Origin of the sequence: Clostridioides sp. ES-S-0054-01, assembly GCA_021561035.1 — a bacterium.
Taxonomy (GTDB): domain Bacteria; phylum Bacillota; class Clostridia; order Peptostreptococcales; family Peptostreptococcaceae; genus Clostridioides.
This window is the reverse complement of the sequence record CP067346.1, coordinates 3,268,758-3,290,196: the sequence shown is the minus strand read 5'-3', so window position 1 is coordinate 3,290,196 and position 21,439 is coordinate 3,268,758. Positions and strand designations below refer to the sequence as shown.

Annotated in this window: 14 protein-coding genes; 12 read left to right on the top strand and 2 right to left on the bottom strand. The window is 29.5% G+C overall.

Annotated features, from left to right (window positions below; genetic code table 11):
* The first annotated feature begins 4 nt into the window (after positions 1–4).
* The 10 genes from JJC02_15085 to JJC02_15040 all read left to right on the top strand — a co-directional run bounded on the left by JJC02_15085 (position 5) and on the right by JJC02_15040 (position 16,141).
* Positions 5–1,960 (top strand): FAD-dependent oxidoreductase, encoded by a 1,956-nt coding sequence (locus JJC02_15085; GenBank protein ID UDN54201.1) that lies wholly within the window; start codon positions 5–7, stop codon positions 1,958–1,960.
* 514 nt (positions 1,961–2,474) lie between these two features.
* Positions 2,475–3,335, top strand: coding sequence for a PRD domain-containing protein (locus JJC02_15080; protein ID UDN54200.1), 861 nt, complete (start codon positions 2,475–2,477; stop codon positions 3,333–3,335).
* A complete protein-coding gene (locus JJC02_15075; GenBank protein ID UDN54199.1) occupies positions 3,325–5,169 on the top strand; it encodes a PTS glucose transporter subunit IIA in 1,845 nt (614 codons plus the stop codon). Before JJC02_15080 ends, JJC02_15075 begins: the two co-directional genes overlap by 11 nt.
* A gap of 19 nt (positions 5,170–5,188) precedes the next feature.
* Complete coding sequence (locus tag JJC02_15070; protein ID UDN54198.1) at positions 5,189–6,631, top strand: family 1 glycosylhydrolase; 1,443 nt, start codon at positions 5,189–5,191, stop codon at positions 6,629–6,631.
* Positions 6,632–6,941: 310 nt separating this feature from the next.
* On the top strand, positions 6,942–7,754 hold the full coding sequence (locus JJC02_15065) for a MurR/RpiR family transcriptional regulator (GenBank protein ID UDN54197.1): 813 nt from the start codon (positions 6,942–6,944) through the stop codon (positions 7,752–7,754).
* Positions 7,755–7,898: 144 nt separating this feature from the next.
* Positions 7,899–9,722, top strand: a complete 1,824-nt coding sequence (locus tag JJC02_15060) for a PTS glucose transporter subunit IIA (GenBank protein UDN54196.1) — start codon at positions 7,899–7,901, stop codon at positions 9,720–9,722.
* A gap of 1 nt (position 9,723) precedes the next feature.
* Entirely contained in the window at positions 9,724–11,214 is a 1,491-nt protein-coding gene (locus JJC02_15055; GenBank protein UDN54195.1) for a glycoside hydrolase family 1 protein, read from the top strand.
* Between the two features lie 1,019 nt (positions 11,215–12,233).
* Positions 12,234–13,442 (top strand): hypothetical protein, encoded by a 1,209-nt coding sequence (locus tag JJC02_15050; GenBank protein ID UDN54194.1) that lies wholly within the window; start codon positions 12,234–12,236, stop codon positions 13,440–13,442.
* A 30-nt stretch (positions 13,443–13,472) separates the two neighbouring features.
* Entirely contained in the window at positions 13,473–14,852 is a 1,380-nt protein-coding gene (locus tag JJC02_15045) for an amidohydrolase (protein ID UDN54193.1), read from the top strand.
* A 98-nt stretch (positions 14,853–14,950) separates the two neighbouring features.
* The gene (locus JJC02_15040) at positions 14,951–16,141 is read left to right on the top strand and encodes an amidohydrolase (protein UDN54192.1); all 1,191 of its coding nucleotides are present in this window, start codon (positions 14,951–14,953) and stop codon (positions 16,139–16,141) included.
* Between the two features lie 130 nt (positions 16,142–16,271).
* Here JJC02_15040 and JJC02_15035 read toward each other — a convergent pair whose 3' ends face one another.
* Together JJC02_15035 and JJC02_15030 are read right to left on the bottom strand one after the other, a co-directional pair.
* Positions 16,272–17,600 carry a hypothetical protein gene (locus JJC02_15035; protein ID UDN54191.1) on the bottom strand — a complete coding sequence of 443 codons (1,329 nt, stop codon included), beginning with the start codon at positions 17,598–17,600 and terminating at the stop codon, positions 16,272–16,274.
* A 549-nt stretch (positions 17,601–18,149) separates the two neighbouring features.
* Complete coding sequence (locus JJC02_15030; GenBank protein ID UDN54190.1) at positions 18,150–19,364, bottom strand: 6-phosphofructokinase; 1,215 nt, start codon at positions 19,362–19,364, stop codon at positions 18,150–18,152.
* Between the two features lie 398 nt (positions 19,365–19,762).
* Here JJC02_15030 and JJC02_15025 point away from each other — a divergent pair, with 398 nt between their 5' ends.
* Both JJC02_15025 and JJC02_15020 read left to right on the top strand, forming a co-directional pair.
* Positions 19,763–20,479, top strand: coding sequence for a pentose-5-phosphate 3-epimerase (locus JJC02_15025; protein ID UDN54189.1), 717 nt, complete (start codon positions 19,763–19,765; stop codon positions 20,477–20,479).
* A gap of 141 nt (positions 20,480–20,620) precedes the next feature.
* The gene (locus tag JJC02_15020; GenBank protein UDN54188.1) at positions 20,621–21,247 is read left to right on the top strand and encodes a YitT family protein; all 627 of its coding nucleotides are present in this window, start codon (positions 20,621–20,623) and stop codon (positions 21,245–21,247) included.
* Positions 21,248–21,439: the final 192 nt, after the last annotated feature.

Below are 21,439 nucleotides of genomic sequence, written 5' to 3'. Positions count from 1 at the left end.
TATTATGAAAAGAAAATATCCAAATTTATGTAAGCCAATTCAAATAGGAAATGTAATATTCAGAAATAGAATGTTTTCTGCACCAATGGGTGGAACAGATATAACAGCTGATTGTACAATAGGACCAAAGTCAACAGCATTTTATGAATTAAGAGCAAAGGGTGGAGCTGGGGCTGTAACTATAAGTGAATGTATGGTTCATCCAGAAACTGATGGTTCACATGCGTATCATTTAGATTTAAAAATAGTTGATTCTTTAGCTAGTTTTACATATACAGCAGATGCTATAAGACGTCATGGTGCAATACCAAGTGTGGAACTATCACATTCTGGTCAATATGCAGGGACTTACTTAGTTGATAAAAACAAGAAGCAAGGTTTGTCACAATATGGAGTAAGTCCAAGTATAAGGGCTGATGGTTTAGAAATAAAGGAATTAACCCAAGAATTAATAGATGATATAGTAAAATCTTATGGTGAAGTTGCAGGTCTTGCTAAAAGAGCCGGATTTGAAATGATAATGATTCATGGAGGGCATGGATGGTTAATCAATCAATTCTTATCACCATACTTTAATAAAAGAACTGATAAATATGGAGGGACTTTAGAAAATAGAGTACGCTTTGCACAAGAAGTATTAGATAGTGTTCGTAAAGCTGTAGGTCCAGGATTCCCAATAGAGTTTAGATTAAGTGGTTCTGAATTATTTGAAGGTGGATATGATTTAGCTGAGGGTGTTGAAATATCTAAGCTATTAGAGTCAAGAATTGACTTACTTCATGTTTCAGCAGGAACATATCAAAGAGGATTTGGAATAACACATCCATCTATGTTTGTACCTCATGGATGTAATGTTTATCTTGCAGCAGAAATCAAAAAACATGTAAATGTACCAGTTGCAACTCTTGGTGGATTAAATGACCCAGCTCAAATGGAAGAGATAATAGCAAGTGGAAAAGCTGATGTAGTTGAAATGGCAAGAGCATTATTGGCAGACCATGAACTTCCAAGAAAGGTAATGACAAATAGAGATGAAGATATAGTTAAGTGTTTAAGATGTTTCACTTGTATGGCTGAAAGAGCTGCAACTTCCACTAGAAGATGCACAGTAAATCCACTTATAGGTCGTGAAATAGAAGGTATGGAAATAACTCCAGTATTAAAACCTAAAAAAGTTTTAGTAGCAGGTGGAGGTCCAGGGGGATTAAAAGCAGCAATAACAGCAGCACAACGTGGTCATAAAGTAATACTTTGCGAAAAATCAGATGCATTAGGTGGAATATTAAAAGGGGAAAAAGCTATACCTTTTAAATATGAAATGTATGAACTTGGAAATACTCTTAGTAAATTAGCAAAAGATGAAGGTGTAGAAATACGCTTAAATACAGAAGTTACTAAAGAGTATGTAGAAAAAGAAAAAGTGGATGCCTTAATAATAGCAGTAGGTTCATCTCCACTAGTTCCACCAATTTCAGGGCTTGATGGTGATAATGTAGTAGTTGTAAACAATTATTATCTAGAAAAAAATAAGGTAGAAGATGCAAAAGAAATAGTAGTACTTGGTGGAGGTCTTGCTGGATGTGAAACAGCAATACATTTAGCTAAAGAAGGTAAGAAAGTTCATTTAGTAGAAATGAGAGGTGAACTTGCTCCAGATGCAAATATAAGACATCGTCCAATACTTTTAAGTGAAATAGAAAAACAAGGTGTTGAAGTACATACAGAGTTTAAAGGATTAAAAGTGTCAGAGGAGGGTGTTCTTTGTGCTGATAAAAATGGTAATGAAATTTTAGTTTCAGGAACACATGTTATATGTGCGCTTGGTCAAAGGGCTAATCGAAATACAGTAGATGAGTTAACAGATTGTGCTCCATATGTGGCACAAATAGGTGATTGTGTACGTCCATCTACTATAACAACTGCAGTATACCAAGGATATCATGCAGCACTTGATATATAATATATGTGAAGTTTATAAAATAAGAATAAAGTTTGAATAGTGAGTAATAGGTAGATTTTTGCAAAAATAAATCTATCTATTCTCTTTTTTAACAAATTAATAATTGTAGATATGATTTTCTATGAAAAAAGTAAAATTTGCATTGAAAATAATACTAATTTTTTCTATGATTAGGAATTCTAGATATAATTTTAAAACAAGAGAGGCGAAGGATTTATAGAGTGACTATAATATAGCATTTAATAGTATCAATTTAGTATGTAAACCTTATAAGGAGATTGTTTGACAAGCTTATACTTATCAAGTTTAAAAAATATCTAGGAAATCGTTGACAGATTTACGTAGATAGTATAATATATAGAATATAAAATTAAACGAAAAAGAATTCTAATTATGGCGACGTAGTCATAATTTTGAGTATGTTACTGATTAGCAGGCAGAACTCAAGTATATATGTATAGAGGAATACTCTATGCATATATACTTGAGTTCTTTTTATTGAAAGGAGGAAGATATGAAAATAATTCAGATTTTAAATAATAATGTAGCTTTAGTAAAAAAAGGTAAAAACGAAATTATTATATTTGTTAAGGGCATTGGCTTTAAAAAAAGAGTGGGACAAGTAATAAGTGAAAGTGAAATAGAGAGAACTTATATACTAGATTCATACGATATGCTAGAACACTTTAGCTATCTACTACAAAACTCAGATTCTAACAACATAGTTCTTATTAATGAAATAATTGAATATGGTGAAAAAGTTTTAAATATAAAGTCAAGTGATTATCTAAGTTTAACCTTACTAGACCATTTAGAATTTTTGCTAAAAAGATGTGAAAAGAATCAGTTTATAAAAAGCCCCTTAGTATGGAATGTTAAAAGGTTTTATCCAAAGCACTTTGAAATTGGCATGCATGCACTAAAATTAATTGGTGATAGTAAGGGAATTAATCTTCCTGATGATGAAGCAGTATCAATAGCACTTCATTTTGTAAATATGGAAGTAAATAAAGAATCTCATGATGACACAGTTGTGGAATTAAGGACTTTAGGAGACATAGTTTCGATAATAAAATATCATTTTAATGTAGAGTTAGATGAAACTTCAACAAACTATATGAGATTTACAACTCATCTACAGTACTTTATACAAAGAATTATGTCAGATGAAGCTTCAACAGATGAAGATGGTTCAATAGATTTATATAAACAAGTAAGTAAACTTTATCCGAAGTCATTTGGAAGTGTTCAAAAAATAAGAAAATATATAAAATCACAATTTAATGTTGATATATCTATAAGTGAAGAAACCTATTTAATGTTGCACATAAATAGGGTGACTCAAAGACTGGAGGTAAAATCAGATGAAGTATAAAGATTTAAATGAAAATATAATAAAACTTATAGGCGGAAAAGAAAATATAAAATCGGTAGCACATTGTGTTACTCGTTTAAGACTTACGCTAAATGATAGAAGTATAGCTAAAACAGAAGAAATTAAAAAATTAAACGGAGTGATTGATGTAGTTTCTAATGATGTAGCTTACCAAATTATAATAGGAACTCATGTTGTAGATGTATATAACGAGTTTATGTCTATGATAGGTTTAAGTTCAAGTGAATCAAGTGCAAAGAGTGAAAGAAAAAAAGGAGTTGGAGGTATCAAAGGTATATTTAATTCCATATTTGTGGTAGTTTCAGAGACTATGACTTCAGTAATTGAGGTATTACTTGCAGCCGGTATACTTGCAAGTATATTAGCACTTTTAAATATGTCAGGTATACTTCAGAGTGATAGTCCTACGTATCAAATATTAGATACATTAAGAAGTGCTACATTTCACTTCTTACCAGTATTAATTGCAATAGCATCAGCAAAAAGACTTAATGTGAATCCCTATATAGCAGTAGTGTTAGCAGTTACTCTACTATCTTCATCAATAGATGGTGTAGAAGGGTTAAATCTATTTGGTATAAACTTGCAGGCTACAACTTATGCAAATAGCTTTATTCCAATACTTTTAGGAGTATGGGCAATGGGAATTATAATTGGAGGTTTGAAAAAAATATTACCTAAAGCACTACACTATTTTTTAGTTCCAGTATTATCTTTAATAATAACTTTATCAGTTACATTAACTATATTTGGACCTATCGGTATGTGGATTGGTGATGGATTAAACTATGCATGTATGTTTTTAATTGATACATTGGGTAATTGGAGCGTTGTTGCACTATATGCAGCTTTGCAACCACTCTTAATAGTTTTTGGTGCAGCAAATTTTACTATGCCTATAGCTTTAAATTCCGTGACAACATTAGGATATGACCCAATTTTTATGGGGGCTGCAACAATATCTGATATTGCAGTTTGTGGTGCAATGTTTGGATATTTCTTAAAAACTAGAAATAAAGAGCAAAAGCAGTTATTTGGTACAGTAAGTTTTAGTGCACTTATGGGAGTTACAGAGCCTTCAGTGTTTGGTGTGTTTATGAAATATAGAAGACCATTTGTAGCAGTAATGATAGGTGGAGGTCTAGGTGGTTTAATAGCAGGTTTAGCACAAGTTAAAACCTATGGAATGGTTTGGGGATTAGCAGCATTACCAACATATCTTGTTGGAGGAGAGGTATCTAACTTTACATTTATGATAATAGGTGTAGTAGTATCATTTGTGGCAGCAACAGTAGCTTCTTACTTATTAGGAATACCTTCAAATGAAAAAGAATTAGAACTAGTAATCGACGAAAATAATTCAAGAACTATTAGTATTGGAAATGTTGCAAAAGGTCAGGTAATTGCACTTGAGGAAGTTAATGATAAGGCATTTTCCTCTGGAGCATTAGGTAAAGGGATTGGAATTATACCTAGTGAATCAAAATCAACTGTTATGTCTCCTGTAGATGGAACTATAACTATAGTATTTCCAACTAAACATGCCTATGGTATAGTGACTGACGAAGGATTAGAAATATTAATTCATATTGGGATAGATACTGTAAACTTAGATGGAAAGTTCTTTGAAAGTCTTGTAACACAAAATCAAAGAGTTAAAAAAGGAGATACTTTAGCAGTATTTGAATCTGATAAAATTATAGAGGAAGGATTTGATTCGACTATAATAACTGTAGTTACAAATACTAGTGATTATTTAGATGTAATTTCATCAAATGATGAATCAGACGAACTATTAACTGTAATAGTATAAATTTTAGGAGGAGAAATTCATGAATTTTAAAGATACATTTTTCTGGGGAGGAAGTATTGCAGCTCATCAATGTGAAGGTTCATGGGATGTTGATAACAAAGGACCTGCAATTATGGATTTTGTAACTAAAGGCTCTTATGAAACACCGAGAGTAATTACTGATAAAATAGACGAAAAATTAGATTATCCATCTCATAATGGAATAGATTTTTATAATAGATATAAAGAAGATATAGCCCTATTTAAAGAAATTGGATTTAGTGCATTAAGAATATCTATAGATTGGTCAAGAATTTTTCCAAATGGGGATGATGAAAATCCTAATGAATTAGGGATTAAATACTATGAAGGCTTAATAGACACTTTAATAGAAAATAATATAGAACCTATTGTAACACTATATCATTTTGAATTACCTATGAAGCTAGTACATAAATATGGCTCATGGAATAATAGAAAGCTTATAGATTTGTATTTAAAGTACAGTGAGACTGTAATGAGAAGGTTTGATGGCAAGGTAAAGTACTGGGTTACATTTAATGAGATGAACCATATTGACCCTCAAACAGAGCACTCGGATATTTTTACTTATATGATAGCAGGTATTAAGTATAGTGAGATAGAAAATAAGGCTCAAACATTGGCAAATATAGGGTACAATATGACTTTGGCAGGTGTAAAGGTTGCAAAGTTGGCTAGAGAAATCAATGTAAATAATAAAGTTGGATGTGTGTTTGGACTAAATCCAATTTATCCATATAATTGTAATCCTAGTAATGTGTTAAATGCATTTTTAGATAATGACCGTGACTATTATCAAATTGATGCAATGTGTAATGGAAAGTTTCCTCAATATAAATTAAGAGAATATGAAAAAAATAATATAAATATTGAAGTGACTGATGAAGATAAAAAAGCATTTGAAGAAGGTAGATTAGATTTTATAGGGCTTAATTATTATTTTTCAAGTGTGTCTACTCCAAAAGAAAATTTATCAGGTGATAAATCTTTATTTGGGGGAATTCAAAATCCATATTTGGAACAAAGTAAGTGGGGATGGGCAATAGACCCTATAGGTTTAAGATTTACTTTAAACTATATTTATAGAAAGTATCAGTTGCCTATCTTAATTACAGAAAATGGGTTAGGGGCGTATGATAAAGTTGAAGAAGATGGAACTATAAATGATGATTATAGAATTGAGTATTTAAGTAAGCATCTGTCTCAAATGAAGTCTGCAATTGAAGATGATAATGTTGAATGTTTTGGATATTTAATGTGGGGACCAATTGACTTAGTTAGTGCAACTACAGGTCAGATGAGTAAAAGATATGGATTTGTATATGTTGACTTAGATGATGAAGGTGAAGGTAGTTTTAAGAGATATAAGAAAAAGTCATTTAATTGGTACAAAGAAGTGATAAAATCTAATGGAGATAATTTAAATTCATTAGATATATAAAATAAAATGTGTACTCTCCTAAAAATGGTGGTAATAAAGAAGTTAAGTCTAATTACTACTATTGGAGGTACACATTTTTTATGTATAGTAAAAGTGTCTAATTCTATAATTATTTAAACTATAATAAATGGTGATAATTAGAATTTTAAATATTGCTATACAAATGATAAGGAATATTTTTTATATTTAGAAAAAGAAGTATTAAAAAATATATTGAAGTAGATGTTTAAAAATGATTTTATCTACAAATATAAACAAAGTATAATATAAACTATCATTTTAAGATTTATTTGAAGGTGGTGGTTTATAAATGGGAGTACTACTAAATAGGTTGCTAAATATTTTAAATAATGGAAAAACTGAATCTACATACTATCATATAGCAAATATTTTAATATGTAATTATGACAAAATTAAAGATATGACAATATCAGAAGTAGCAGAATTATGTTTTGTTTCAAAGTCAACAATATCAAAATTTACAAGATATGTTGGATTTGAAGATTTTTCCGATTTAAAATCGGCAGCTGGATATAAAAGTAATAAAAATCAAAATGTATTAAATTATAATGATAATATACTAGGGTATCTTGATGGTCATAGTGTTGAAGATTATATAAATACAATAATGAAAGATTTAGAAGATTTAAAGTTAAATATTCAATATAATAAAATAGATGAACTAGCTAAAGATTTAATCAAGTATGAAAGCATTGCAGCATTTGGTGTGCTTTATTCTCAGTCTGCAGCTATAGATTTTCAAACTAAATTAGCTTATAACAATAAATATATTTTTTCTAGATTGGATGATATAAAACAACATGAATTTATCAGAAATGCAAAAGAGGATACTCTAATAATTATATTCACAAATTCTGGTGATTATATAAAGAAATATCAGTTGATAGGAGGGAATATAAATAAGGGAGTTTTTAAACAAACAAAAGCTAAAATTGTTGCAATTACATCAAATAAAGAACTAGAAAAAAGCCCATATGTTGATTTATGTATCTGTTTTGGGCATAAGTCAAGTGTTCAAACACATCCTATAATATATCAGGTAATTACAGATATTATTGTATCTAGATACAAAGAACTAATAAATAGCAAAAAAACGTGGTGACCTAAATATTATACCACGTTTTTTTATTTATAATCATAAAGTTTCCAAAAATCGAAAATTATAAGGTAAAAAAAGTATGATGATATAATTCAATTACAAGAATGAAAACGATGTCCAGAAAGGATTGTGAAAGGGGAGAATCATATGGCTAAAAAAGACTACCGAGATTTAGCAAAAAAAATTGTTAAAGAAGTTGGGGGAGTTGAAAATGTAAACTCATTATTTCATTGTGTTACAAGGTTAAGATTCAAACTTAAAGATGAATCTCTGGCAAATAAAGAGGTTATTAAAAAAATAAGTGATGTATTAACAGTTGTAGAGGGAAATGGACAATTTCAAGTTGTTGTAGGGAATAATGTATCAGATATATTTAATACTATATTGAATATATATCCTGAAATAAGGAGTGAAAAAGAAAATAACAATGATAAAGGTGAAGAAAATACAGGAAATGTACTTACACGTATGTTTAATGTAATGTCATCAATATTTAATCCAATAATTATAGCACTTGCAGGTGCAGGTATGATTAAAGCACTGCTTGTAATATTGACGACATATAACTTCATGAGTACAGAGTCAAGTACTTATAGTATTTTAAGCGCTACAGGAAATAGTGTATTTTACTATTTACCATTATTTTTAGCATATAGTTCAGCAAAAACATTTAATTGTAATGCATTTATATCTGTTGCTATAGTTGGAGCTTTACTGGAGCCAAATTTTACAGGGCTTATGCAAAACACAGGAGATGTAGTTAGTTTCTTTGGGATACCAGTTGTACTTATGGGATACTCAGGAACAGTTATACCAGCAATCCTTACCATTTACATTTATAGTTATATAGAAAAATTATTAAAGAGATTTATACCAAATAGTATAGAGATATTCACTTTATCTATGGTTGCTTTATTAATAATGGTATCATTATCATCTATGGTGATAGGTCCAGTTGGGGTTATATTAGGAAATGGAATGGGAGATATAATAAATTTCTTAAGTGATAAGAGTGGTCTTTTAGCAGGTGCTATTGTAGGAGCAGGGTGGACATTTTTAGTAATGATGGGAATTCACTGGGGAGTAGTTCCTATAATGATAAATAATATAGCAAATTTAGGATATGATGTTATAAGACCTATGATAGCAGCAGCAACTTTTGCTAGTGCAGGTGTAGCACTAGGAATATTTTTTCGTTCTAGAAATAAAGAAACAAAAACATTTGCAGTATCAACTATGATACCAGCATTATTAGGTGGTATAACAGAGCCTATAGTATATGGGTTAAGTGTAAAATACAAAAAACCATTAATAGCACAAGTAATAGCTGGAGGTATAGCAGGAGCATTTATGGGATTATTTAAAACAAAGGCAATAGTATATGTATTCCCAGCACTTACTACTCTACCTGCCTTCTTTGGAGATACATTTGTTATATACATAATAGGTATAGCAATGTCATTCTTTTTATCTGCAATTTTAACTTATATATTGGGTTTTGAGGAAGAAGTAGTAGAAAAAGAAAATAAAGTACAATTAAGTAATGATATAGAATTACCAGTTTGTATTGAAGGTACATTAGTAAACCTTGAAGAAGTAAATGATTCTGTATTTGCAAGTAAATCTATGGGAGATGGTATAGCAGTAATACCTTCAAAAGGGATAATAAAAGCTCCAGAAGATGGAACTATAGAAGTTGCTTTTCCAACTGGTCATGCAATAGGAATGAGATTTGATGATGATACTGAAATATTAGTTCATGTAGGTATAAATACTGTTGAAATGAATGGTGAAGGATTTGAACTTTTGGTAAGACAGGGCGATAGAGTGAAAAAAGGTCAAGAGTTAATTAAATTTGATATAGAAAAGATAAAAAGAAAAGGCTATGACACAACTACCATGATAATAGTAACAAGTGGTCAGTATGAAGTTGTAAGTAATATATCAAAAGAGGTCTTAGAGGAGGTATAAAATGGGTTTTCAAAAGAATTTTTTATGGGGAGGAGCAATATCTGCAAATCAAGCAGAAGGAGCTTGGAATGTTGATGGAAAAGGAATGTCAGTAGCTGATGTAGCTAAGTACAAGCCTAACATAGATATAAAAGACTATAAAAGTCAATGGCATGTGGGAATCAAGGATTTGGAAGAAGCTATGAATACAGAAGAAGATACTTATTATCCTAAAAGAAGAGGTATAGATTTTTATAATAGATATAGAGAAGATATAGCACTATTTAAAGAAATGGGATTTAAAACATTAAGAGTTTCAATAGCTTGGACTAGGATATTCCCAAAGGGTATAGAAGAAAAACCAAATGAAAAAGGGCTCCAATTTTACGAAGATTTATTTAAAGAGTTAAGAGCAAATGATATAGAGCCATTAGTTACACTATCACACTATGAAATGCCAATATATTTAGTAAATAATTATAATGGGTGGATATCCAGAGAAGTTGTAGATATGTTTGTAAAATATTCAAAAGTATGTTTTAAAAGATACAAAGGCTTAGTAAAATACTGGTTAACTTTCAATGAAATAGATAGTGTATTTCGTCATGCATTTACTACAGTAGGGGTGTTAGAAGAAAAGTATAAAAGTAAAAGAGAAACAGAAGAAGCAATATACCAAGCACTGCATCACCAATTTGTAGCAGCTTCATTAGCTACAAAATATTGTCATGAGATAATAGAAGATTCCAAAGTTGGATGTATGGTTACTAAAACTTTAACTTATGCAGAAACATGTAATCCAGATGATGTAATATTAGCTCAAAGAGACAATAGAAATAATTCTATGTATAGTGATGTACAAGTATTTGGAGAGTATCCTATCCATATTAAAAGATATTGGGAGAAAAATAATATAAAGGTGAAAATGCTTGAAGGGGATGAAGATATATTAAAGCAATATACAGCAGATTTTGTAGCCTTTAGTTATTATATGTCAATGGTTCAAAGCATAAATGCTGAAGAAAGAGAGAAAGTTGGAGGTAATTTAGTAACAGGGGTTAAGAATCCATATTTACCAACCAGTGAATGGGGATGGCAGATAGATTCTAAGGGGTTAAGAATAGCACTTATTGATTTATATGATCGTTATAGAAAACCACTATGGATAGTTGAAAATGGTGTAGGGTCATATGATACCGTAGAAGATGATGGGTCGATAAATGATGATTATAGAATAGAATATTTTAAAAATCATTTTGAACAAATAGCTATAGCAATAGATGAAGGTGTTGAATGTATGGGTTATACGTCTTGGGGGTGTATAGATATTATTAGTGCATCGACATCTCAAATGAGTAAACGTTATGGATTCATATATGTAGATCAGGATGATATGGGAAATGGTACTAAGAACAGAGTTAAGAAAAAATCATTCTATTGGTATAAAAATGTAATAGCTACGAATGGAGAAGTTTTAGATTTCTCCACGGATATGGTAGTAGGGCAGAAATAAGATAAATAAAAGTTAGGTACTAATGCTAATTAGTATCTAGCAAAGCATTTAAAATAAAGTGTAGGATTTTTAAAATAAAGTGTGTATTCTTCCTAAAAGTAATGACAATTAAAATTATTATACAAAGGAGAATGCACATTTTTTATGTCTATACTTAAGTAAATATTTAGACACATTCATAGTATGATTTATTCATTACATAAAAATAGTATGATTTACTCACTATATAAATTTATAAAATTTCTGGAAAAATGTCAGAATATATTGACAAAGAAAAGGTTTGAAATTATAATCTATGTTAAGAATAGTTCGACAATATAAAAACTAGTGATTTTATAAGTAGCAAAATTATTTTTATTGTTAATTTAAGAATAATTTAGGACTACTATAAAGATAAAGGTATAGACGTTATTATATGATAAGTTATACTTATCTAGAAAGAGTTTTAAAGTATAGTTTATCATTGATTTAATATAATAAATGATTTTTGTTTCTGGGAATAGTTTCTGGGAATAAGATATCTAAATTCACTTAGAAATAATCTAATTTACAAATGAGGGGAGGCACTAGTAGATAAAGTTTGTACATAGAGAAGACTTAAAATTAAGTGTATTCTGATAATATTAATTTAATGGGTGTATTATTATTTTATTTTAAGTATTTTGAGAATAATTTAAGACGTTTATAAAATATACATTCTATATTTAATATTTAAATAAATATAAGTCTTCCAACATGTATATTAAAATTTAATATAGTTGTAATATAATCCTGCATTTATAAAATAATGTAGAAAGTAAAAATTAAAAAGAAATCTAGTAAATTAATAATTATGGTTAATATTTAAAGCGTTAACTCTAGTTATATTTATTTAGCTATTTTAGGAATAATTTGAGACGTATAAAATGTCACCAAAAAAATCAAGCTATACCACATGTAGTTAAGAATAACTACAGAATATACATTTTATAATTATTGTTTTATTGATAAAAAATTATTATATTTAGGAGGAAACAACAATGGAAAATTTTTGGAATCCACTTACTTGCTTTACTGTATGTGTAATGATTTATGCTTTTAGTGAGTTTTTATCTAAGAAAACAAAAGGTGCAATTTCAACATTGCTATTTGTATGTATTATATTTTTACTAGGATTTTGGACAAATATTCTACCAAAAGACATTACAGGAGCATCAGGTATATTAGCTGCAATGAGTAACTTTGGTATAGCTTTATTAATAACTAATTTAGGAACACTTATAAATCTTGAAGACTTATGTCATGAATGGAAAACGGTTGTAATTGCATTAGTAGGTATTGTAGGAATAGGGGTTGGTTGTTTAACAGTGGGTAGTATGTTGTTTGGTAGAGAGTATGCTTTAATAGCAGCTCCCCCAATAGCAGGTTCTACTGTTGCTGGTATTATTGTAACAACTGTTGCAGAAGCAGCAAATAGACCTGAACTTGCAGCATTTGTAATTCTAGTATTATCATTTCAAAAATTTTTTGGAATTCCAATAACTACATATTGTATAAATAAAGAATTAAAATTTAAAAGAGATAGTGGAGATTTTTTGAAAGATGAATCAAAAAGTAATTTTAAGCTTCCAAGTATGAGAATTTTTAAAGAAGATTCAGGTAAAAAATCATCTACTCTAGTATATCTTGCAAAACTTTCATTTGTTGCTATGATTGGTAATTTTGTAGGATTAGCTACTCTGATACCAGGATTTACTCCTGCAAACTATTATTTAAATCCCAATATAGCATGTTTGTTAGTAGGATTAATTTTTACAAGAATAGGTTTTTTAGAAAAAGGAATTTTAGATAAATCTCAATCTAATGGGATTATAATGTTTGGTTGTATGTTAATGTTACCTGGAGGACTTGCTAAGGTAACTCCAACAGCATTGTTTGGAATGATTGTTCCAACTATAGGAATACTTGTTGTAGGTTCTGTATTTATAATATTATTTACTGCGATTGTAGGAAAACTATTGGGATACTCTCCAAGAATGTCAGCTGCAATTGGTGTAACTTGTATGCTTGCTTATCCAGCAACACAGATAATTTCTAATGAAGGTATTGATGCTATGGAAGGAACTGAAGAAGAAAAACAAAGAGCAACAGATTATTTGTTACCAAAGATGATTATAGGAGGATTTGTTACTGTAACTATTGCATCAGTGGCATTTGCTAGTATAATAGGTCCAATTATATTTGGTTGATAGGAAATAGACTTATAGGGGGTAGAGGTAATGATAGGAAATATATCTATAAATGAGATAGATAAAAAAAGATTTAAACTTGATGATTTGAGTAAGAAAATATGGAAAAATCCTGAAAAATCATTTAAAGAATTTAAAGCGTGTGAAAATACAGCAAATTTTCTAAGAAGTGAAGGATTTGATGTGGAAGTAGGTGTAGGAGGTTTAGCCACAGCTATTAAGGCTAGTTTTGGCTCAGGCAAACCAGTTATAGGTTTTATGGGAGAATTTGACGCATTACCTGGTTTAAATCAAAAAGTTTCAACAAAGCAAGAAGCATTTGAATTAGGAGCTTATGGTCATGGATGTGGACATAATTTATTATGTACAGCACATGTAGGAGCGGTAGTAGGACTTAAAAGAGAAATGATAGAAAACAATTTAAGTGGGACTATAGTATTTTATGCATGTCCAGGAGAAGAGCAATTAACAGGTAAAGGATTTATGGCTAGAGGTGGAGCGTTTGAGGGTTTAGACTTGGCTATAAATTTTCATCCAAATAAAATTAGTGAGGCTACAATTGGTATTTCAACAGCTGTTAACTCTGTAAAATTTCATTTTAAGGGAAAAACTGCACATGCAGGCTCAGACCCTCAAAATGGAAGAAGTGCACTAGATGCCGTAGAACTTACTAATGTAGGAGCTAATTATTTGAGAGAGCATGTTACTTCTGATGTAAGAATTCATTATACAATTACAGATGGAGGAGTAGCACCCAACATAGTTCCTGATAAAGCATCAGTATGGTATTACACAAGAGCTTTAAGTAGAGAAGCTGTAGAAAATACATATGAAAGACTTATAAAGGTAGCAAAAGGAGCTGCAATGATGACTGAAACTGAGGTTGAAGTAGAGTTTTTAGGAGGATGCTATAATACTTTAAACAATCATGTTTTAGCAAATCTTGTATCAGAATGTATGGATGAGATTAAACAAGAGCCTTGGACTCAAGAGGAATTGGATTTTGCAGCTAAGTTAGATAGACAAAGCCCACAACAATATAAGGCTATGATAAGTAAATATAATTTACCAGAAGGAACTCATCTATATTATGGTGGAGGAAATGTTACAAACTTTAATAGTTATGGCTCTACTGATATTGGAGATGTAATGCATATAGTCCCTACAGCATACTTTTTTACAGGATGCACAAATCTAGGTGCACCAGGTCATAGTTGGCAGTTTACATCTTGTGCAGGAAGTTCCATAGGAGAAAAAGGTATGATATATGCAGCGAAAATTATGGCTATGTTTGGAGCTAAAATATTAAACAATCCAGAGATAGCTAAAAAAGCAAAAGAAGAATTTGAGAAATCTATGAATGGGAAAACATACAAATGCCCTATTCCAGAGGATATTCCGACTCCTTAAAAGAGATATAAAGTTTAAATTATAATTTTTATGCCAGTATTGTTTCCTTATCAAAAGAAAGTGGGATTTTGCTGGCTATCCGATTAGGAGGAAGAGATATGAAAAATTTTTTTAGAGAAGCAAAGTCAATAGAAGGTGAGATTATTAAATGGAGAAGATATTTACATGAAAATCCTGAAACTGGTTGCAATCTACCAATAACAGTTGCATTTGTTACCAGTACTTTAAAAGAAATGGGATATTCTCCAAAATTAACGTCTAATAATGGAATAGTAGCTGTTTTGGACAGTAATAATGATGGAAAAACATTATTGTTAAGGGCTGATATGGATGCTCTGCCTATTATGGAGGAGACGGATTTACCTTTTAAAAGTAAGAATAAAGGTGCATCTCATAGTTGTGGACACGATAATCATACAGCAATGTTATTAGGTGCAGCCAAAATACTTATGGATAATAAGCACTTACTTAAAGGTAGAGTAAAGTTTGTATTTGAACCAGATGAAGAGACTACTAGAGGTGCAAAATCAATGATTGCTGATGGGATATTAGAAAATCCTCATGTCGATGCAGCTATGGCATTTCACAGTATGGTGGGCAAATTTCTTAACACAGGTCAAGTGGCTTACTCACGTGGTCCAGCTATGGCATCTGCAGATATATTTGAAATAACAGTAGAAGGAAAAGCAACTCATGGAGCAAGCCCTGAATTTGGAGTGGATCCAATAAATATAATGTCACACATACAAATAGCATTAAATACTATACTCTCAAGAGAAAAACCTCAGAAAGAGCCTGTAGTTTTAACTATTGGAATGTTCAATGCAGGAAGTGTACCAAATGCTATACCAAATAAAGCATCTATGTCAGGAACTTTAAGAACGTTTAACCAATCTGTTAGAGAGAAATTAAAAAATAGGATTATTGAAATATCTACGGGAATAGCTAAATCATTTGGAGGAAGTGCTAAGATAGAGTTTAAAATGGGTACTCCTGCAGTTATAAATGATTTAGACATAGGAGATGAGATTGTATCTTATGTTAAAGAGGTTATAGGATATGAAAATGTAATAGACTTTCCAGCTGCAATGGGTTCAGAAGATTTTTCAGAGATTTTACTAAGGGTACCAGGAGTACTTTTATGGATTGGAATGGGAAGTATTAGCCAGGGATATAATTTTGGTATGCACAATCCCAAGGCAGTTTTTAATGAAGAGGGATTAGTTTACGGTTCAGCTTTATTTGCTCATTGTGCAGTAAAATGGTTAGAAAATAATTTTAATAGATAATAGCATAAATTATTGTTAAATATCACAAAAGGTATATCTTAAAAAATAAATATTAAGATATACCTTTTAAAAAATTATATATAACTTTATTTTACATCAGATGATAAAATATTTTTATGTATTCTAGATTTTAATATTTATTTTCTGATATAAATAATTTGTATACCCTTTCAGGTCTACCTTTTGTTGAGTTTTGTTTTTCATATAATATAGTAGCATTTCCAGACTTTAAGAGACTACTTAGAAATCTATTGGCAGTTCTTACTGTTACATTTAAACATGAAGATAATTCCTTAGGAGTAACTTCATCTCTTTGTAGAATTTCAGTAACGGATATAATCTTTTGAATAGTAAGAGTAGACAATTTAGAATTTTTAGCGATTGTATTTATGTGTGGAGTTACTTTATTTGAAACAGTAAGTAACTTATCACATAATAAAGGGCCTATTGTCTCATAATTTTCATTAACTAAGAAACTGTAATTTAAAGGGTTTATTTTAGATTCCTTATTAGCACTTATGGCACTAGACATAGCTTGTTTTATATCATTACCAATTCCATATCCAACACATACCTTAATATTTATACTATTTTCAATAGATTCTTTTATATAACACGTAGTAAAATTTTTAGTTAATGATTTAATAGTTTCACATTTAGTGAAGATTTTAAAAGAGCTACTATTTTTTTCAATTATAAAATCGGTTAATTTATCTTTTTTTATGCTATTTAATATTTTATAAACTTGGTCTAAAGTATAATCGTTGTAATTTGTATCTTTAACTGTTATATATATTACACTTGGTTGATTTCCCTTCATTCTATGTAAATGAATATCTTTTATTAAGTTGTTAAAAGTACTTTTTAATAAATCTATGTCAGGGTATATGAAATGAAAATTTACTCCTGCATCTTGTAACATAGGAACAATACTACTGAAACGAGTAGTAGAAAAATCAATTTTACCTTCATTCCATAAATTAATATGTTTTTTTGCAATATTTTTTTCGAGTTCTGCTATATCAGATAAACTCATTTTAGATGCATTTTCATCAATACTATCCATTAAGTCTCCAAATGTGCCATTTGATAAATAATATGATATATCTTTTGGATTATCTGCCCAGTCCATTAGGTCAAAGTATGCTCTAGAAAAATCTAATGTACTGTATTTAAAGATAAGTTTTAGAAACATATCGTAGTAACTTTGTAAATCAGTACCAAAATCAACTAAAGGTTTTTTAATAGTCCCAACCTTTTTTGTAATAGCTTTTTTGGGGATAGGACCACTAACTGCAAATCCATCAAACCTATCTTCTATTTCTAAATATAAATCTCCAACATGAGAAAAATCTTTATAGATATATATTTCAATTTCTGCATTAATATTTAACTTTTTTATAGAATTATCTACAAACTCTTTTAAAAATTCGGTTGTTATGACTGCTATTTTCATCATAGATTACTTCCTTTTCAATTATTATAGTTATTTTATATTAAATATTACATTAATCTATTGTGTTAGTTAAAATCATATTCAATTAAAATAAAGAGTTCTTTATAAAAAAACAATTATTTAGATAGAGTAGTATTTATTAACTTTAATTTGATTTAAGTTATTATAATCTTACTAATTTTATAATTGTAGATTTAACTACTTTATGTTCTTTTATTGTTTATGTCGTTGATTTAGAATTTATTTTAACTATTTATTTTAATTGAAGTTATTTGGTTTTTAAATCCTTTGCTTAATCTTTATTTTTCTAGTCATGATAAAAGTATTTTCATTTGTATCACTATATATAATAATATCATGACAAAATATTTGTTGTCTAACTAATTATAATCTATCCAAAATGAAAATGGGTATGAGACATTATTACGGAAAATCTTATTAGTATTAAAGTCTATTAAGTGACTGTCATATAACAATTTATAATTTTATTTAACAGCCACTTAAGTACTTAAGAGTAATGGAACCTAGTGTATATCAAATTATAATAATTTCCTAGTAAAGAGTTGAAAAATAAGGTAGTCCATTTTTATACTTAATATCTGGGTTACCTTGAATAAGTGGATATAGGTAATCTAGAGCTTCGTCAGTCACATAATTACATTCTTTATTTATCCACTTTCTAGGAAAATACTTTGTCTTATTAGCTATTTTAGAAATATCAGTATGACTAACTTCATACTTATAAGGAGTATTGCCTATTCTGTTGATGGTAGCCATAACTCCTGTATATCCTTTTTTAGAAAGTTCTAGTCCATATGCACCAACTTCAGATGCTTGTTTTAAATCAGTCTCTGAAGCTAGATGTATAGCACATCTTTGTATTACACCGAGCTCTAAAGTCTTTACTCTTGTTGTGATTGATGAGGATACTATAAGGTTCTTTAAATAGTTACTTACTCCGCCTAATTGAGAATGACCAAACTTATCGTGAGCAGATGTTTTTTGCTCACATATAAAGTTGCCGTCTTTATCTCTTATACCTTCTGATGCAACTATATAAGCCTTATTTTTTTCTTTAAATATTTTTCTAACATCTTCTATAAACTTATCTTCATAGAAATCAATTTCTGGAAGGTATATTAAATCAACTAGTGGGGTATCGTTGAGTCTAGCTAGTGAAGAAGAAGCTGCTAACCATCCAGTATCTCTACCCATAGTTTCTACTATAAATATTCCGTTATTTTTATATATAGAAAAATCTAAGTACGTTTCCATTATTAGTGTAGAAATAAGCTTTGCAGCAGAACCAAATCCAGGGCAGTTGTCAGTTCCCAATAAATCATTATCTATTGTTTTAGGAATTCCTATAAATTTTATTTTACAAGTAGTGTTTTTGCAGTATTGGGAAAATTTCATGACTGTGTCCATAGAGTCATTTCCACCTATGTAAAATAATGTATCTATTTCATATTCATATAGTATATTTATAACTCTATCATAATCATAAGAATTTATCTTATAATCAGCAAGCTTATATCTACATGAACCAAGACCAGAAGAAGGGGTTTGTTTTAAATTTAGTACGTCTTCCTTATTTAAGCATTCTGAATCTACTATATTTTTATTTAATATACCTTCAATCCCATTGATACCAAAATACACTTTGTCAAAGTATTTAGTTTCTAAATTTTTTTCATAAATACCAATTGCAGAAGCATTGATAACAGCTGTAGGACCTCCAGATTGGGCAATAATACAGTTTCTCATTTTACATCTCCCTTTCATTAATATTGTTATGAATGGTACTTTTTATTGAGTAAATTTATATTTATAGTCTGATTATATATTAAGTGAACTAGCTATATCAATTGAGCTAGTATAGATAATAAATACCATAAGAATGTGGTAAAAAACTAACTTTTTATACATAATTAATGTCTATAATTTGCCACAATATAAAGGTACTTTTAAGGAGTAGTAAAAGTGTTGTGAAAAAAAATATATCAGTGTAATATTAATTTACAAAGCAAAATAAGTTCACAGTTCATAAAAGCAGAGTAAGTTCATATAAGAAATACGTACAACAATAAAAGTAGTACTAGATTAAGAAATATCAAAAACTAATATTTAATGCTAATTAAAGAAAAATATGGAGGTACATAAATATGAAACACATAAAAATAGCAGCAGGATTGGCACATGTAAATTACGGTCACATATCAGCCGTAGTTAAGGAAGCGATGGATGCAGGTGTAGACTACGTGCATTCAGATGCAGCAGATATGCATGATTTGAAAAATATGCAACTTATGGGTGGTCATCAAATAATAGAAGCAATAAGACCAGTAACAGATAAACCAATAGAATGTCATATATACACAAGAGATTGCGATAGATTATTTATAGAAAAAATAGCAGCAGCAGGATGCAACATGTTGATAATACCAGCTGAACATTTCTTAGGAGCTCCTCTTGCATACATAATAAATTACTGTAGAGAATTTGGTATGAAAATAGGATTAACAGTTGGATGTTACACGCCACTATGCTTTGTTGATGAAGCTATATATGATATAGATAGATTGCAAATAGTCGTTCATGGTGTTGATGAAACTGATGGAAAAGATAACTGGGGATGGAGAAAGAGTGCAGTTGATTTAGTTAAAAGAGCCAGAAAAATGATAGACGAAAAGAATCCTAAGTGTGAATTGGCAATAGATGGCGGACTAAGAGCAGACAATATGGAGCCATTAATAGAATGTAATCCAGATGTTGTAATATTATCTTCAGCAATATTCAAGGATAAAGATGGCATAACAGCAGGTGTTAAGAAGTGTAGAAAAGCTATAGATGAAGCAGCTACAAAGTTTGGTTTAGAATAAGATAATAAACTATAATAAAAGAGATGCTTTCTTAATGTTTTAAGGAAGCATCTCTTTTATGAAAAATTATAGGAGGTTAGACTAATTTAATTTATTTTTTATACTGAAATAATACACGAGATATAAGTAGGAGGTTATTAAATGAAAAAAGAAATGATAAAAGACTATTTATTGATAACAATATCAGCATTTTTAATGGCATTAGCAGTTAATTTTTTCTTTGCAGAACATACACTAGCTCCAGGAGGAATAACAGGATTATCAGTTGTACTTAGTACATTTTTATCAATACCTGTTGAGAATATATCTTTAGGAATATCTATGCCACTTTTAGTAATGGGAGTATTATTTTTAGGTAAGGGATTTGGAATAAAAACATTATATATAACTCTTATGGGGCCATTATTCTTAAAAGTAATACCACAAATTCATATAACTGACAACTTATTAGTAGCAGGAGTGATAGGTGGATTATTGGTGGGAACTGCTATAGGTATAGCCATAATAAGAGGTTGTAGTACTGGTGGAACTGATTTAGTTGCAATGCTTATTAATAAGATAATTAAATTTCTGAAGTTGCCAGTTATATTATTTATGCTAGATGGATTTATAATAGTCGCGTCTGGAATAATAAGTAAGAATTTTATGATATCTATATATTCATTAATATCTTTATTACTCATAATAAAGACAATAGGATTTGTAACTACAAAGTTTGATAAAAATACTGAAGAAACTAATAATATAAATAGTACTTGTACTCAATAAAAATAATAAAACTTACTTTAAATATAAAAGTTTAAATATAAAGTTTAAATATAAAAAAAGGAGGTGTCTCAAAATGAATTTTTTAGTTCATGAGGCACTTTTTTTGTATGAAATCAAATATGTTTTTATCATTTCAACAATGAAAAAGAGGCTTATCTCTATGTTGGATATGTCCCTGTCAAGTAGACAGAC

Excerpts from the sequence above, each read along its gene's own strand:
- JJC02_15085 (UDN54201.1), top strand. The coding sequence starts at position 5 with ATGAAAAGAAAATATCCAAATTTATGTAAGCCAATTCAAATAGGAAAT.
- JJC02_15080 (UDN54200.1), top strand. The coding sequence starts at position 2,475 with ATGAAAATAATTCAGATTTTAAATAATAATGTAGCTTTAGTAAAAAAA.
- JJC02_15075 (UDN54199.1), top strand. The coding sequence starts at position 3,325 with ATGAAGTATAAAGATTTAAATGAAAATATAATAAAACTTATAGGCGGA.
- JJC02_15070 (UDN54198.1), top strand. The coding sequence starts at position 5,189 with ATGAATTTTAAAGATACATTTTTCTGGGGAGGAAGTATTGCAGCTCAT.
- JJC02_15065 (UDN54197.1), top strand. The coding sequence starts at position 6,942 with ATGGGAGTACTACTAAATAGGTTGCTAAATATTTTAAATAATGGAAAA.
- JJC02_15060 (UDN54196.1), top strand. The coding sequence starts at position 7,899 with ATGGCTAAAAAAGACTACCGAGATTTAGCAAAAAAAATTGTTAAAGAA.
- JJC02_15055 (UDN54195.1), top strand. The coding sequence starts at position 9,724 with ATGGGTTTTCAAAAGAATTTTTTATGGGGAGGAGCAATATCTGCAAAT.
- JJC02_15050 (UDN54194.1), top strand. The coding sequence starts at position 12,234 with ATGGAAAATTTTTGGAATCCACTTACTTGCTTTACTGTATGTGTAATG.
- JJC02_15045 (UDN54193.1), top strand. The coding sequence starts at position 13,473 with ATGATAGGAAATATATCTATAAATGAGATAGATAAAAAAAGATTTAAA.
- JJC02_15040 (UDN54192.1), top strand. The coding sequence starts at position 14,951 with ATGAAAAATTTTTTTAGAGAAGCAAAGTCAATAGAAGGTGAGATTATT.
- JJC02_15035 (UDN54191.1), bottom strand. The coding sequence starts at position 17,600 with ATGATGAAAATAGCAGTCATAACAACCGAATTTTTAAAAGAGTTTGTA.
- JJC02_15030 (UDN54190.1), bottom strand. The coding sequence starts at position 19,364 with ATGAGAAACTGTATTATTGCCCAATCTGGAGGTCCTACAGCTGTTATC.
- JJC02_15025 (UDN54189.1), top strand. The coding sequence starts at position 19,763 with ATGAAACACATAAAAATAGCAGCAGGATTGGCACATGTAAATTACGGT.
- JJC02_15020 (UDN54188.1), top strand. The coding sequence starts at position 20,621 with ATGAAAAAAGAAATGATAAAAGACTATTTATTGATAACAATATCAGCA.